Consider the following 14755-nt stretch of genomic DNA (forward strand, 5'->3'; position numbering starts at 1 on the left):
TGGAGCTAGATGCTTGGAGGCAACGCCCGAACGCTCGCACAAGCCACACCCTCAGTTTCCCGAGGCCTCACCTTTTGCAGTTCGCAAGGTTTGGGCTCCTTTGCTGCTCATCTGTGGCGGCTGGCCCCCAAATTCTGGGCAGATCTCTTGGAACTTGCACCAGTTGCACAATGGTCCGCGTTTGGGCTCGAACTCACCGCTGTCAAGGCGTTCCTCAATAGCTGACCACGCCGAATCCAGTTCGAGTGCAAGCGAGTCAACATCTGCAGGCACGGGATCATAGGTGAGTGTGCGGCCGTCCTTGAGATAGATCAGTTGGGTGCGTGCCGGAAGCTGGTCAGTGGAGAGAAAGAGCGCCGCCGCATAGAAGCGCATTTGGAAGATCGCGCCATTTTGGTATCGCGGAGAGGGCGACTTGCCGGTTTTGTAATCGACAACCCGAGTGTCTCCTTGAGGTGAAACATCGATTCTGTCGATAATGCCACGGATGTGCAGACCAGACGGCAGAGTGGCATTGACAAACTTTTCGCGTGCGCGTGGAGCTAGGAACTGCGGGTTCTCCATTTTGAAGTAGTTGCCGATCAAGGTGCGCGCGCTGCCTAGCCATTCGTCTAGTGCTGCGGGTGAGTCAAAGAGTCCGCTATCAGCCGGGTTCTTGGCAAGGTGAGCATCCCAGCGCGGTTGCAGCAAATCCTGGGCCGTCTGCTCCGTGCGTGAGGCCGCCTCCACATCAAAGAGATGCTCCAGAACAGAATGCACAAGGGTACCGCGCAGAGCTTCGGGTGAGGGAGGTTCGGGCATCTTGTCGATAACACGAAAACGGAACATGAGAGGGCACTGCTTAAAATCCTTGGTCCGAGAGGGCGATAGTGCTGCGTGCTTTGTCATGTTCTCCAGCCTAGTCTGCTCCAAGGACAAGATTTTTGGCCCGTACACATCTCCCCGGCGGCGCGGTTTCGGGGATGGCGGATTCGCCACGTAGGATTGCATCCCATGAGTGAACACGCCGCAGACCGCCGTCGAGGACCATTTCGTGCTGGGGAACGGGTGCAACTGACTGATCCCAAAGGCCGCCAGTACACGATCTCTTTGACCCGAGACGGCTATTTCCATTCGACCCGCGGGTCCTTTAGCCACTCTGAGCTGATCGGTGCCGATGAAGGCACTGTCATTGAGACAAAAGAGGGCAAGCGTTTTCTCGCATTGCGCCCACTCATTACCGACTACGTTCTTTCGATGCCACGCGGTGCCACAGTTGTGTACCCAAAGGATGCGGCACAAATCGTGCATATGGCTGACGTCTTCCCTGGTGCAAGGGTATTCGAAGCGGGCGTTGGTTCCGGCGCTCTTTCGATCTCTCTGCTCAGTGCGTTGGGCTCCGACGGTCATCTAACTTCGGCAGAGTTGCGCCCAGAGTTTGCTGAGATCGCCCAAGGCAATGTGCGATCGTGGTACGGCGAAGAAGTACTGCCGTGGGAAGTCAAGATCGGCGATGCAGCAGCCGTATTGACTGCGATGGAGCCAGCAAGCCTTGACCACGTTATCCTCGACATGCTTGCGCCGTGGGAGATCATCGATTCGGCTTCCCACGCTCTTCGTCCCGGTGGTGTGATTCTTGTCTATGTGGCGACGACGACCCAGATGTCACGGTTCGTGGAGACCTTACGTAGTACTGACCGGTTCACGGAACCGCAGGCGTCAGAGACACTCGTGCGGACTTGGCATCTTGAGGGACTTGCTGTGCGTCCTGACCATCGAATGGTTGCTCACACAGGCTTCCTTGTTGTGGCTCGCAAGCTTTCTGAGAAGTCATCGCCGCTCATTCCAGCGCGACGTCCAGCGAAGGCCGCATACTCTGAGGCGTTCGAATGGGAAGATAACGAACTTGCTGAACGCTCCATCTCCGCTAAGAAGCTGCGTAGGGTTCGCCGCGACGTCGCACATCGTCAGGACGTGGAGATCACAGGCGATTCCACTGCTGGCACACACGGAGCGGAGATTCGCGCAAAGATTGACGCCGAGATCTCCGAGCGTAATCAAGCCAACTGGGAAGCGCGGATAGCGGCTCGTGACGCGCACGACGATACCGATCAGTAAGGAAGACTGATACCGATCAGTAACGTGACGAGCTCCCTAAGACGACTCCCCGCAAAGCAGGCCCGTTGTCCTAGAATTGAGTGAGCTACATGTGAAGGGTGTCAATGTCTCAAGGTCCCGGCGAACTGTACGAACTACGCCAAGAAGTCATTTCCCTCGAGGAAAAGAACGAACGTCTTGCGTCGTCGCTGAAAACGGCGCGTGACAGGATTCTTGAGCTGGGTGACCAACTCGAGTCGCTCTCGCGTCCGCCTGCTTCATACGCCACTTTCCTCAAAGCTCACGATGCGGACCATTCGGTGGACGCATTGGTGGGTGGCCGGAAGATGAATGTGGCAGCTGCTTCTTCGGTGGCGCTTGAGGCACTCAAACCGGGTCAGGAGCTGCGCCTGAACGAACAGCTAGTCGTGATCGGGTATGCGGGATATGAGGCAACTGGCACGATTGTGACGGTGGAACTTGTCATTGATCCGGAACGTGTACTAGTCAAGATTCATCAAGATGAGACTCGTGTGCTGCATATCGCGGGCCGGATCAATCCCGATCGTCTGCGCGTTGGGGATACGGTTCTGGCAGATTTGCGGGCCGGATTCGTGCTCGAACACATTGAGCGCCCGGATGTTGAACACCTTCTTCTTGAGGAGGTTCCAGACGTCTCCTATGAGGATATCGGTGGGCTTGCCCCGCAGATTGTTCAGATCAAAGACACTGTTGAACTTCCGTTTGAGCAGCCAGAGCTCTACCGGGAACACGGCTTGAAGCCGCCAAAAGGTGTCTTGTTGTATGGCCCGCCAGGCTGTGGCAAGACTTTGATTGCCAAAGCAGTAGCCACCTCCTTAGCAAGGAACGTCGCTTCACACGCAGGGAAAGCTACAGCTCGCTCCTACTTCCTCAACATCAAAGGTCCTCAACTCCTCGATAAGTATGTAGGGGAGACGGAACGCCAGATTCGCGAGATTTTCTCACGCGCCCGCGACCGCGCCGCTCATGGCATTCCGGTTGTTATCTTCTTTGATGAGATGGAAGCACTCTTCCGTACGCGCGGATCCGGTGTGTCCTCGGACGTTGAGACCACCGTGGTGCCGCAGCTCCTTGCGGAGATCGACGGCGTCGAGCAACTGGACAATGTCATCGTCATCGGAGCTTCGAATCGTGAGGATATGATCGATCCGGCCATTCTGCGCCCGGGCCGGCTCGATGTGAAGATTCGAATCGAGAGGCCTGATTATGATGGCTGCCTCGATATTCTCGGGAAGTACCTCGTCTCCACACTTCCGTTGCGTTCTGAGGATGTCACCTTATTTGGTGGCCGTGATGAGGCCGTGAAGGCTCTACGTGCGGGAACAGTGGATGCTTTGTTTGCCCGAATTCCGGAGAACGAGTACGTCGAGGTTCACTACGCGAACGGTCAGAGTGAGGTTCTGTACATCTCAGATTTCGTGTCAGGTGCCATGATCGCGGCCATCGTGGATCGCGCCAAGAAGTTGGCTATCAAGGAACTGCTGGCTACGGGCCGCCGCGGTATCGGGATGGATCACTTGATCGCAGCCGTTCGGGAAGAGACACGCGAGAACGAGGAACTGGCGAGCGCCACTAGCCCAGAAGAATGGGCCCGCGTGAACGGACGTTCCCGTGGTGAGCGGGTCACGATGGTTCGTCCTCTCGGACGCAGAGAACCGATTATCGCATCTACACCGGATCGGCCCCGAACGGTTCATGAATGGGACGACGTCGTTCCCGATGGTCTGATCTGAGGAGAGAGATGACTGCTAGGCGAATTATCGGCATGGAGACCGAGTTTGGCGTGTTGGAACCCAACGAACCTTACGCCAATCCCATCGTGCTTTCCGCAGAGGTGGTAGAGGCATATGGCAATGAGGGCAGTGGCTCAAGCGCGGTAGGATCCATCCGGTGGGATTTTCACGGCGAAGATCCGCTCAATGATGCTCGGGGGTATCGCATTGAGCGTGCCGCGGCGCATCCGTCACAGCTCACCGACGATCCGAACTTCGTGGCACCATCAGGTGATGGCCCCCGCCTGCAACGCCTTGAACGGCCTGAGAGCGGTGAATTCACGCGGCCGCGCGCTGCCAATGCTGTACTTCGCAATGGTGCACGGCTCTACGTGGATCACGCCCATCCGGAGTTCTCGTCTCCCGAAACGGCAAATCCGCGCGAGGCGGTGTTGTGGGATCGCGCCGGCGAACACGTCATAGCCGAAGCGATGGCAATCCTCAAAAGGCGAGGCCGCGAAATCGTCTTATATAAGAACAATGTGGATGGCAAAGGTGCTGCCTACGGTTCGCACGAGAACTATTTGATGCGCCGTGAAGTGGACTTCGGGGATGTCATACGCTACCTCACGCCGTTCTTCGTCACACGGCCGGTGCTGTGCGGTGCAGGGCGGGTGGGCCTCGGCCAGCGTAGCGAAGTTCCGGGTTTTCAGATCTCGCAGCGGGCCGACTACGTTGAGAATGACATCGGGCTGGAAACCACGTTTAATCGTCCGATTATCAACACGAGGGACGAACCGCATGCCGATCCGCAGAAATGGCGTCGTCTTCATGTTATTGGCGGAGATGCCAACCTGTTCGATGTCTCCAACCTCCTGAAGGTTGGAACTACCTCTCTCGTCTTGTGGCTATTAGAGACAGAGATTCCGCTCGCACTCGATTCTCTGCTGCTTGATGATCCGGTTTCCGCAACGTGGATCGTTTCTCAGGATCCCACGCTTCGCGTGGGGTTGGAGATGCGTGACGGCACAACTAAGACGGCCTTGGAGATCCAGCAGGTTTACCTTGATGTGGTCAGAGACGCCATAGCTAGGTTTGGGCAACCCGACTTCGATACTCAGGAGGTCCTCGACCGCTGGCAAGAGGTACTTGATGCGCTGAAGAAGGACGTTTTCTCTGCAGCTCGCCAAGTCGAATGGGTTGCCAAATACCAGTTGCTCGAGAACATGCGAGTACGCGGGGCAATGGACTGGAACAATGACAAGCTGCGTGCGCTTGATCTGCAATGGCACGATATGCGTCCCGAACGTTCGATTGTTCGAAGGTTAGATCAAGCGGGGCAAGTCGAGCGCATTTTCAGCCAACAAGAAGTGGCGTATGCAGCGACCCATGCCCCCGAATCCACACGTGCGTTTCTGCGTGGTGGGCTCATTGACAAGTTCCCTGAGAACGTTGCGGCGGCGGGCTGGGATGGGATCATCCTGGATGTTCCTGGTTATAAGGATTTGGTACGCCTGCCAACGATCCGGCCCTCGCGTGGAACTCGACCATTGGTTGGACAGATGCTGGAAAGCTCCCAATCGGTGGAAGATTTCCTCATCCGCCTCACAAAAGGGTGAAGCCCTCTCCAGATAGCACACACCCACACCGCCCCACATATCCATATAGGTTAGGCAGCGCGATTCCGCGCTAAGGAGTACAACAATGTCACAACAGGAGTTCAAGCAGCCGCGGCGGTCCGTTGAGGAAGTGAACCAAGAAGAGCTTCCACAAGCGCAGACCCAAGGTTTCAGCGTCGATTCGCTCCTTGATGAGATTGATTCCGTCCTTGAGACGAACGCTTCGGAGTTTGTACAAGGTTTCGTGCAAAAGGGTGGCCAGTGATCCCACGTCGAGTGATGGGGATCGAGACTGAATATGGTCTCACCTGTGCATCCACTCAAGGAGGTCCCACTCCGCTCGATCCCGAAGAATCTGCACAAATACTCTTTCAACCGGTCATTGAAATGGGACGTTCTACTAACACGTTCCTTTCCAACGGGGCTCGGCTCTATCTCGATGTGGGCTCTCATCCGGAGTATGCGACTGCCGAATGCGACACAATCGATGATCTTCTTGCGAATGACCGTGCCGGTGAGCTGCTGTTTGCCGAATTGGCGGCCACGGCCAATAAGCGTCTAGTTGATGACGGTGTTGCTGGCCGGATCCATCTGTTCCGCAACAACAATGATGCAGAGGGCAATTCGTTCGGTTGCCACGAGAACTATTTGGTTCGCAGACGTCCCGACTATCGGGCACGGATCTCGGCCATGTTGCCGTATTTCGTCACTCGTCAGATCGTGGCTGGCGCTGGTCATCTTCATCGGGACCAAGACGGCGTGGTAGCTTATGAGTTCTCGCAACGTGCGGATCAGATGTGGGACGCGATATCGTCTGCTTCCACCCGGGCCCGCCCGATGATCAATACGCGCGATGAACCCCATGGCGACGCAGAACTCTACCGGCGCATGCATGTGATTGTTGGCGATTCCAATATTGCGCAGGCTACTACCGCACTCAAGATGGCCGCCACAGAAGCACTCCTCGTGATGGTTGAGGATGGCGGCATCTTGCCGAACCTCGAGTTGGCGGATCCGATGGCTGCTATTCGCGCCACAAGTCTGGATCTGAGTGGACGTGCTTCGCTGGAGTTGGCGGCAGGCGGAACGATTACTCCAATCGAGGTACAGAGGCGATTCCGGGATGCCGTTCTGGGTCATTTTGATCGCAAGGGATACACGAGCGAACTGGATAACACCCGTTCCTATGCTTTGGACCTGTGGGGCCGCGCGATCGATGCTGTGGAGGCGTGTGATTATTCGAGCATTGTCACTGAGATCGATTGGGCGGCAAAGCTCAGCCTTATCTCGCGCTACCAGGAGAGGGGAGGGCTTAGCCTTTCCGATCCGCGTATAGCTCGGCTGGACTTGGCATACCACGACATCACAGAGGGAGGGCTCTATCAGTCGATGGAGCAGTCCGGGCTTCTCCGGCGCATCATTTCACCGGAGTCCGCGACCAACGCTATGACCATCGCTCCACAGACAACGCGGGCAAAGCTACGCGGCGGGTTCGTTAAGCGAGCACAGGAGCTTCGTCAGGACTACATGGCCGATTGGATGAACCTACGATTGCTGGAAGCACAGGGCACACGGTCGGTGGTGTTGAAGGATCCGTTTGAGACCGTCAACCCACGAGTTGACGAACTCATGGCAGAGATGCGGTAGTGCAGGTGCGCGCGTTGTTAGCTGCACTCTCGTTGGCGTTGGCGGTCCTGGCTGGTTGCGGATCCGATGCCAACTACACCGCCGGCAGGATAGAGATTACGGGCGATCTGGGTGCACCTGTAACGATCTCGGTGGCAGAAGCACCCAATCTTGAGTCCGCAACATCGAAGGTGGTTACTGAGGGAAGCGGAAACGAGGTGCATAGTGGTGCTACGGTGCTGTTCCGCGCCACCTCGTTCGACTCTCGCACTGGCGAGATCATTGAGAACTACGCGACTGGGTCAGTTCGTCTCGCAGCAGCTGATTCCGAAGGCGTAGGCGATTTGGCCGACATCATCGTGGGCTCGACTGAAGGCAGCCGCATCCTCGTGGAACGACCCGGACTGGTTGCGGGGGATTCGACGGCGGTGGAGGTCGTCGTCGTCGATATTCTGTACACCACTGCGCGTGGTGACGCGGCCGATCTACCCGATCCTCTTCCGGAGGGAATGCCTACGCTCGAAACGGCGGACGGTGGCGGCCCTGCGATCTCTGCTGGTGGCGGGGCGATCGATAGTCTCCACACGGTCGAACTTGTGACTGGATCGGGGGAGCAGGTCCTCAGCGATTCCACGGTAGCCATTCAATACGTAATTGCTGACGCCAGCGGATCGGTCATTGACACGACGTGGAATGGTACGGGGGCGGTGAGCGTTGATCTTTCGACCGTCATGGAGGGTTTGCGTGATGGACTCGCCGATCAGAAAGTGCATTCACGCGTTGTAGTGCTCATTCCGAGTGCTGAAGCGGCAGGTGATGGCGATCGAGTTGCGATCGTTGACATCCTTGCTGTGATGGACTGAGAGCAGGTTGTGGCTACCTAGGCGGTAATCTTGCATCATCATTGAGCGATAGGAGCACCGTGTCAGTAGCGATTCGTGTCATTCCGTGTCTGGACGTCACAGGTGGGCGCGTGGTCAAAGGCGTGAACTTCAAGAACCTGCGTGATGCGGGCGATCCTGTGGAGCTGGCCAGCATCTACGATGCGGAAAAGGCAGACGAGATCACCTTTCTCGATGTTTCGGCCACTGCTGACGGGCGTGGAACAATGCTTGAAGTCGTGCGCCGTACGGCAGAACAGGTGTTTGTGCCGCTTACTGTGGGCGGTGGTATTCGCAGTGTCGACGACGTTCGCGTGCTCCTGGAGGCGGGCGCAGACAAGATCGAAATCAACAGCGCTGCGGTTGCTCGACCCGAACTGATCAGCGAGATCGCCGATCAGTTCGGTAGCCAAGTCATCGTGCTGTCGCTGGACGCGCGCCGTGTGAGCGCCGATGTGCACACTGCATCCGGGTACGAAGTGACTACCCATGCTGGCAAGCGCTCCACGGGTATAGACGCCCTTGCGTGGGCGCGGCGTGGGCAGGAACTTGGTGCCGGTGAGATCCTTCTGAACTCGATGGATGCTGACGGCACGGAGACCGGATTTGATCTTGAGATGACTTCGGCTATTCGTGATTCTGTATCACTTCCACTCATCGCGTCAGGTGGCGCTGGGAAGGTTGAGGATTTCTCGGCAGCCGTCCGGGCAGGCGCTGATGCGGTCTTGGCAGCTTCCGTGTTCCATTTCGCTACCCTTTCGATCTCCCAGGTGAAGGATCACCTACGTGCACAAGGATATGAAGTTCGATGACTGATACGTTGCCGCAAGATCTCTTTTCGCGCCTGAAGTTTGACGACCACGGCCTCATCGCAGCCGTTATTCAGGATGCTGAGAACGACGAAGTGTTGATGGTTGGCTACATGAATGATGTGGCCCTAGCGCGCACGCTCTCGACAGGTCGTGTCTGGTTTTGGTCTCGTTCGCGGCAAGAGTATTGGCGTAAGGGTGATACGTCTGGGCATATTCAGCTGGTTCGAAAAGTTGAGCTCGATTGCGACGGCGATTGCGTGCTGGTTCACGCCATTCAGGTTGGCGCCGCATGCCACACTGGCACACGCACGTGTTTTGAGGCCGGCGGTGAGCTTGAAGCGGTTGTGATTGATCAGAAGCTGCCTGAAAGCCACGCGTTGGCTCAGGAGGTGGAGTCATGACCGCATCGGATGGCCCAATCAATCTCACATGGGGCGAGGTGTGGCCTTCAGTGGAGGGCTTCGTTGAACTCGCCCACAACCGACGGGTAATTCCCGTTGTCAAGCAGGTTTTGCTCGACGACGCCGCGCCGTTAGGCATTTACCGCAGGCTCGCCACAGGAACGGGCACGTTCATACTTGAATCAGCCGAGCACGACGGGACGTGGAGTCGCTGGTCCTACGTGGGTGTGCGTTCGCCCGCTCAGCTGGTGGCACAAAACGGAACAGCTCGCTGGATTGGCGAGGTTCCGCAGGGCCTGAAGGTTGAAGGTCAGACTACGGAGCTTCTGGATTCTGCGCTCACTGCTTTGCATACTGAAGCTCTACCTGGTCTGCCTCCACTGACCGGTGGCCTCGTGGGAGCGCTTGGATGGGACACGCTAAGTGATTGGGAACCCAAGCTGAGGCGGAAGGCTCCTCGCGAGCTCACAACGCCTGATGCCGTGATGTGCTTGGCGACCGATATGGTTGCTGTAGATCACAAGAAAGGCACGGTGTGGCTCATCGCAAATGCGGTGAACTGGAATGACACGCCTGACGGCGTGGAGCGTGCTTACGCTCAAGCTGCGGCACGCCTCGATGAAATGACTGAGCTTCTCAACGCTCCGCTTTCTCTGAATGCTGTGGGGGTATCTGGATGCCAACCAGCTGAACCGGAAATGCGCACGCCATCGGACCAGTTCGAAGCTGCTGTCGAGTCCGGTAAAGAAGCAATCCGTGACGGCGAAGTGTTCCAGGTGGTGCTTTCTCAGCGGGCGGATATCGATTGTCCATCAGATCCGCTAGACGTCTACCGTGTCCTTCGTACCATCAACCCGAGCCCCTACATGTACTGCCTGCGGCTGGCAGACGGAACGGATGATCCAGAGGGCTTCTGCGTGGTTGGCTCATCACCTGAAACGTTGATGCGGCTTGAAGGCGGAAGCGTGACCACGTTCCCCATTGCCGGATCCCGGCCTCGAGGTACCACGCGGCGCGAGGACCACGAGCTGGCCAAAGACCTCATGAAAGATCCTAAGGAACTCTCCGAACATGTCATGCTCGTGGACCTCGCTCGAAACGACTTGGCGAAGGTGTGCGAACCCGGCACAGTTGAGGTAGTTGAGTTCATGGAGATCAAGCGCTTCAGCCATATCATGCATATCTCATCCACCGTTTCAGGTACCTTGGCCGAAGGGTGCACCGCGGTGGATTGCCTAGCTGCAACGTTCCCGGCAGGCACGCTCTCCGGCGCGCCCAAACCGCGGGCAATTGAGCTGATTGACCAACTTGAGCCAGCTCGTAGAGGCATCTACGGTGGAGTAATCGGCTATCTCGATTTCAGTGGCAACGCTGACCTTGCTATCGCTATCCGCACCGCCGTGCTGTCGCACGGAAAAGCCACAGTTCAGGCGGGAGCTGGAATCGTGGCGGATTCAGTGCCCACAACGGAGTTCATAGAGACGAAGAACAAAGCGGCGGCAGCAGTCCGTGCCATTCAGATCGCCGGCACGATTGCACCGACACATGGACGTAACTGAGGCCGGTTTAACATCCCGGGTATGGTTGCGACGAACGGACGGAGGACCACATGTCAGTACTTGATGACATTATCGTTGGGGTGCGTGAAGATCTTGCCCGCCGAGAAGCAAAGGTAAGTCTGGACCAGCTCAAGGAGCGGGCTAGCAGGATCCCGGGTGCCCTCAATGCGGAGGCCGCTCTTCGTGGGGCCGGTGACCACCGTAGTGTCACGATCATTGCTGAATGTAAGCGTTCGAGCCCGTCCAAAGGCGCCCTCGCTGAGATTCCGGACCCGGCGGTTCTCGCGTCTGCTTATGAACTTGGTGGAGCTGCGGCGATTTCCGTTCTGACGGAGGAGCGGAGGTTCAAGGGATCGCTCGCTGATCTGGATGTGGTGCGTGCAAACGTTTCGATTCCCGTGCTTCGCAAGGACTTCATCGTCACTCCCTACCAAATCTGGGAGGCGAGGGCTCACGGTGCAGACATGGTGTTGCTTATCGTTGCGGCACTTGAACAGACCGTCCTCACGTCGTACATCGAACGTGTTCAGTCGCTCGGAATGACGGCATTAGTAGAGACTCATGATCGGGAAGAGGCCCGCCGTGCGATCGATGCTGGTGCGCGCGTCATTGGCGTCAATGCTCGCAATCTCAAGACTCTCGAAGTGGATCGTTCCGTCTTTGAAGAAGTGGTTGATGTCCTTCCCGGCTATGTCACCCGTGTGGCCGAATCGGGTGTCCGTGGGGCTCAGGACGTCGTCAGTTACGCACGTTCGGGAGCCGACGCAGTACTTGTAGGCGAGGCGCTAGTCACAAGTGGTGACCCAGCTTCGGTAATTCGGGACATGGTTGCTGCTGGTCAGCATCCTTCCCTCGACGCAATGGAGAGATGACGTGTCACAAATCTTGGGAGAGGCCCACGGCCCCTACTTTGGAGAGTTTGGTGGGCGCTATGTGCCTGAAGCGCTGATTTCAGCACTGGACTCGCTCTCGGAAGCATGGCAGAAGCTCAAGGTTGACCCAGAATTTCGTGCCGAACTCGATCATCTGCATCGCACGTACACCGGACGGCCGTCGATTATCACCGAAGTCCCCAAGTTTTCGCAGCATGCTGGCGGCGCCCGGATCATCCTCAAGCGAGAGGATCTCAACCACACCGGCTCCCACAAGATCAACAACGTTCTGGGCCAGGCACTATTGACACGTGCAGTGGGCAAGACCCGTGTCATCGCAGAGACCGGTGCGGGTCAGCACGGTGTTGCCACGGCCACCGCTGCGGCATTGCTGGGACTCGATTGCACGGTATACATGGGGGCCGAGGACGTTCGACGTCAGGCCCTCAATGTTGCTCGCATGGAACTTCTGGGCACCAAGGTTGTCTCTGTCTCAGCCGGTTCAGCCACGCTGAAAGACGCCATCAATGAGGCATTCCGCGATTGGGTAACGAATGTCGATTCGACCAACTACATCTTCGGAACGGCGGCTGGCCCGCATCCTTTCCCGGAACTCGTCCGGGATCTTCAAAAGATCATTGGTGAAGAAGCACGCGCGCAAGTTCTCAGTTTGACTGGCGAACTCCCAGACATGGTGTGCGCGTGCATCGGCGGCGGGTCCAACGCGATTGGAATGTTTAACGCGTTCCTTGATGACCCATCGGTGCGGCTGTACGGATTCGAAGCTGGCGGTGAGGGTATAGAGAGTGGGCGCACTGCGGCTTCCATCAACGGTGGCACGCTGGGAGTATTCCAAGGATCGCGAAGTTTCCTTATGCAAGATGAGGACGGCCAGACGGTTGAGTCTCACTCAATTTCTGCCGGTCTGGATTATCCGGGCGTTGGCCCTGAACACGCGTGGCTTTCTTCGATTGGCCGGGCTGAGTATCGCCCTATTAACGACGACGAGGCCATGGAAGCCTTCCGTTTGTTGTGCCGAGAAGAGGGCATCATCCCGGCAATTGAGTCTTCTCATGCATTGGCTGGAGCTCTGAAGCTGGGTAGGGAAACTCAGGCAAATGGTGAGGAACCTCCAACTATCTTGGTGAGCCTGTCGGGTCGTGGTGACAAGGATGTGGAAACCGCGATGACATACTTTGGAATCTCAGGAAAGGGTGAACAGCGATGAGGGCTGGCGATGCAATCGACGCTCGCACACGGGTTGGTCAAGCCGCATTCGTCGGGTATCTGCCCGCAGGCTTTCCTGATGTGGACCGCAGTATCAATGCCGCCACAACGCTCGCAAAATCCGGTGCGGATATCATCGAGTTGGGATTGCCGTACTCTGACCCCAGCATGGATGGTGGCACCATCCAGAAGGCGGCAATGCAGGCTCTTGCGGGCGGCTTCCGTGTGAGGGATGTATTCCACTGTGTGGAGGCCGTGGCCAAGACGGGCACAGTTCCGCTCATCATGACCTACTACAACCTCATCTTCAGGTATGGGGTAGGCAAGTTCGCCCGGGATTTCGCTAATGCAGGGGGAGCGGGCCTCATCACTCCAGACCTTATACCTGAAGAGGCTGGGGAATGGATCACAGCATCAGACGAATACGACCTTGATCGGGTGTTCCTTGTGGCTCAGTCCTCGCGCCCCGATCGGCTCAAACTGACAGCGCAAGCTTCGCGTGGATTTGTCTATGCGGCCTCAACTATGGGCGTGACTGGTACGCGGTCGAGCCTCGATTCGGGTGCGCGCGCTTTGGTGGAGCGTACTCGCAATGCGGGTGCGGAACGCGTGTGCGTTGGTATTGGAGTCTCCACTCCGGATCAAGCGCGCGAAGTGGCAGCTTATGCTGACGGCGTGATCGTTGGTTCGGCTCTGGTCAATACTCTGTTCGAGGAAGACGAATCGCGGGCACTGCGCAACCTAGCAGCTACGGCAGAAGCTCTAGCTGCAGGTGCGCACGGGGAGTGAGATCATCCGGCTGGGAAAAGTCGGGTAGTCTCGTGGAATGGTTCTTGCCGGGCACTGCGCCCGCGGGGCTGTATTCCTGTTTGCGAAGAGTTGGATAGTTCTATGATCCTGGCATCGATACCATCACCCTCGGTGGCAGTTTGGCACCTTGGCCCACTGCCGATTCGGGCGTATGCAATCGCCATCATGATTGGCATTGGCATAGCGTGGTGGATTTTGGACCGGCGGTATAGGGCGAAAGGCGGTCCATCTGATGTCACCATCGATATCGCAGGGTGGGCAGTGATCTTTGGAATCGTCGGCGGCCGCATTTATCACGTCATCACCGACAACCAGCTCTATTTTGGTGAGGGCAGGAATCCCATCAAAGCGCTGTACATCTGGGAGGGCGGCCTCGGGATCTGGGGAGCTATTGCGCTTGGCGGTGTAGGCGTGCTTATCGGATGCCACCGCGCTGGGCTCCGGTTGGCGCCAGTCGCCGATTCGCTTGCGCCTGCTTTACTGGTGGCGCAAGCTATTGGCCGGCTCGGCAACTATTTCAACCAAGAGTTGTTTGGGCGCGAGACTACCCTTCCGTGGGGGTTGCAGATCGACGACGCCCACCTTCCCGGTGGATACGCGTCCGGAACGCTCTTCCATCCCACATTCCTGTATGAAATGATCTGGTGCCTCCTGGGTGCCGTGGTGCTGGTAGCACTCGAAAAGAAGTTCACGTTGGTGGCTGGCCAAGCATTTGCAGCCTACGTCATGATCTATACCGCGGGCCGCTTCTGGATCGAGAACATGCGAATTGACGAGGCGCACCACATCCTTGGACTGCGCCTGAACGTGTGGACCGCTATTCTCGTCTTTGTCGGTGGAACGATCGCGCTTTTCGTGCTTCGTCGCCGCGCACGGAACAACCCTCATGCGAACGACATTTGGCTATCGGAAGATGCGCGTGAGAGGTTTGAGAAGAAGCGGGCCGCTGAGCAAAACGGCTTGCACAAGTCCGAAGAGTCGGAAGGCGATTCAGCAACCGATCAGGAACAATCCCTGGAGCACTCCGATGAGGTAGAAGAAGGCCAATCTCTGTCGGATATTGGTGACCAGGCACTTCCAGAGGCTCGGCCAGACGACACTGTGTGAGTGTCTCAAAT

General features: G+C 57.2%; 14 protein-coding genes. 13 read left to right on the forward strand and 1 reads right to left on the reverse strand.

Annotated features, from left to right (window positions below):
* Window positions 1-51 precede the first annotated feature (51 nt).
* Window positions 52-888, reverse strand: coding sequence for a RecB family exonuclease (locus H2O17_RS05930; RefSeq protein WP_182048849.1), 837 nt, complete (start codon window positions 886-888; stop codon window positions 52-54).
* A 105-nt stretch (window positions 889-993) separates the two neighbouring features.
* Between H2O17_RS05930 and H2O17_RS05935 the strand changes: the two genes are divergently transcribed.
* The 13 genes from H2O17_RS05935 (at window position 994) to lgt (ending at window position 14744) form a co-directional block, all read left to right on the forward strand.
* Entirely contained in the window at window positions 994-2097 is a 1104-nt protein-coding gene (locus H2O17_RS05935; protein ID WP_182048850.1) for a tRNA (adenine-N1)-methyltransferase, read from the forward strand.
* A gap of 104 nt (window positions 2098-2201) precedes the next feature.
* The gene (gene arc, locus H2O17_RS05940; protein WP_182048851.1) at window positions 2202-3851 is read left to right on the forward strand and encodes a proteasome ATPase; all 1650 of its coding nucleotides are present in this window, start codon (window positions 2202-2204) and stop codon (window positions 3849-3851) included.
* 8 nt (window positions 3852-3859) lie between these two features.
* Window positions 3860-5449, forward strand: a complete 1590-nt coding sequence (gene dop / locus H2O17_RS05945; protein WP_182048852.1) for a depupylase/deamidase Dop — start codon at window positions 3860-3862, stop codon at window positions 5447-5449.
* 85 nt (window positions 5450-5534) lie between these two features.
* On the forward strand, window positions 5535-5714 hold the full coding sequence (locus H2O17_RS05950; protein ID WP_182048853.1) for a ubiquitin-like protein Pup: 180 nt from the start codon (window positions 5535-5537) through the stop codon (window positions 5712-5714).
* Window positions 5715-5728: 14 nt separating this feature from the next.
* Entirely contained in the window at window positions 5729-7096 is a 1368-nt protein-coding gene (pafA, locus tag H2O17_RS05955; RefSeq protein WP_182050963.1) for a Pup--protein ligase, read from the forward strand.
* Between the two features lie 14 nt (window positions 7097-7110).
* Window positions 7111-7938: an FKBP-type peptidyl-prolyl cis-trans isomerase gene (locus H2O17_RS05960; protein WP_182048854.1), complete on the forward strand. Its 828-nt coding sequence runs from the start codon at window positions 7111-7113 to the stop codon at window positions 7936-7938.
* A gap of 59 nt (window positions 7939-7997) precedes the next feature.
* Complete coding sequence (gene hisF, locus H2O17_RS05965; protein WP_182048855.1) at window positions 7998-8768, forward strand: imidazole glycerol phosphate synthase subunit HisF; 771 nt, start codon at window positions 7998-8000, stop codon at window positions 8766-8768.
* A complete protein-coding gene (gene hisI / locus H2O17_RS05970) occupies window positions 8765-9169 on the forward strand; it encodes a phosphoribosyl-AMP cyclohydrolase (RefSeq protein ID WP_182048856.1) in 405 nt (134 codons plus the stop codon). The genes hisF and hisI overlap by 4 nt, the downstream gene beginning before the upstream one ends.
* The gene (locus H2O17_RS05975; RefSeq protein WP_182048857.1) at window positions 9166-10728 is read left to right on the forward strand and encodes a chorismate-binding protein; all 1563 of its coding nucleotides are present in this window, start codon (window positions 9166-9168) and stop codon (window positions 10726-10728) included. The genes hisI and H2O17_RS05975 overlap by 4 nt, the downstream gene beginning before the upstream one ends.
* 50 nt (window positions 10729-10778) lie before the next feature.
* The gene (trpC, locus tag H2O17_RS05980) at window positions 10779-11600 is read left to right on the forward strand and encodes an indole-3-glycerol phosphate synthase TrpC (protein ID WP_182048858.1); all 822 of its coding nucleotides are present in this window, start codon (window positions 10779-10781) and stop codon (window positions 11598-11600) included.
* A gap of 1 nt (window position 11601) precedes the next feature.
* Entirely contained in the window at window positions 11602-12828 is a 1227-nt protein-coding gene (gene trpB, locus H2O17_RS05985) for a tryptophan synthase subunit beta (RefSeq protein WP_182048859.1), read from the forward strand.
* On the forward strand, window positions 12825-13616 hold the full coding sequence (trpA, locus tag H2O17_RS05990) for a tryptophan synthase subunit alpha (RefSeq protein ID WP_182048860.1): 792 nt from the start codon (window positions 12825-12827) through the stop codon (window positions 13614-13616). Before trpB ends, trpA begins: the two co-directional genes overlap by 4 nt.
* Window positions 13617-13748: 132 nt before the next feature.
* On the forward strand, window positions 13749-14744 hold the full coding sequence (lgt, locus tag H2O17_RS05995) for a prolipoprotein diacylglyceryl transferase (protein ID WP_425486296.1): 996 nt from the start codon (window positions 13749-13751) through the stop codon (window positions 14742-14744).
* The last annotated feature ends 11 nt before the right edge of the window (window positions 14745-14755 follow it).

Origin of the sequence: Changpingibacter yushuensis (genome assembly GCF_014041995.1) — a bacterium.
Classification (GTDB): domain Bacteria; phylum Actinomycetota; class Actinomycetes; order Actinomycetales; family Actinomycetaceae; genus Changpingibacter; species Changpingibacter yushuensis.

What these genes read in the sequence shown, in the direction of transcription:
- H2O17_RS05930 (WP_182048849.1), bottom strand. Translation starts at nt 888, where the DNA reads ATGACAAAGCACGCAGCACTATCGCCCTCTCGGACCAAGGATTTTAAG.
- H2O17_RS05935 (WP_182048850.1), top strand. Translation starts at nt 994, where the DNA reads ATGAGTGAACACGCCGCAGACCGCCGTCGAGGACCATTTCGTGCTGGG.
- arc (WP_182048851.1), top strand. Translation starts at nt 2,202, where the DNA reads ATGTCTCAAGGTCCCGGCGAACTGTACGAACTACGCCAAGAAGTCATT.
- dop (WP_182048852.1), top strand. Translation starts at nt 3,860, where the DNA reads ATGACTGCTAGGCGAATTATCGGCATGGAGACCGAGTTTGGCGTGTTG.
- H2O17_RS05950 (WP_182048853.1), top strand. Translation starts at nt 5,535, where the DNA reads ATGTCACAACAGGAGTTCAAGCAGCCGCGGCGGTCCGTTGAGGAAGTG.
- pafA (WP_182050963.1), top strand. Translation starts at nt 5,729, where the DNA reads ATGGGGATCGAGACTGAATATGGTCTCACCTGTGCATCCACTCAAGGA.
- hisI (WP_182048856.1), top strand. Translation starts at nt 8,765, where the DNA reads ATGACTGATACGTTGCCGCAAGATCTCTTTTCGCGCCTGAAGTTTGAC.
- H2O17_RS05975 (WP_182048857.1), top strand. Translation starts at nt 9,166, where the DNA reads ATGACCGCATCGGATGGCCCAATCAATCTCACATGGGGCGAGGTGTGG.
- trpC (WP_182048858.1), top strand. Translation starts at nt 10,779, where the DNA reads ATGTCAGTACTTGATGACATTATCGTTGGGGTGCGTGAAGATCTTGCC.
- trpA (WP_182048860.1), top strand. Translation starts at nt 12,825, where the DNA reads ATGAGGGCTGGCGATGCAATCGACGCTCGCACACGGGTTGGTCAAGCC.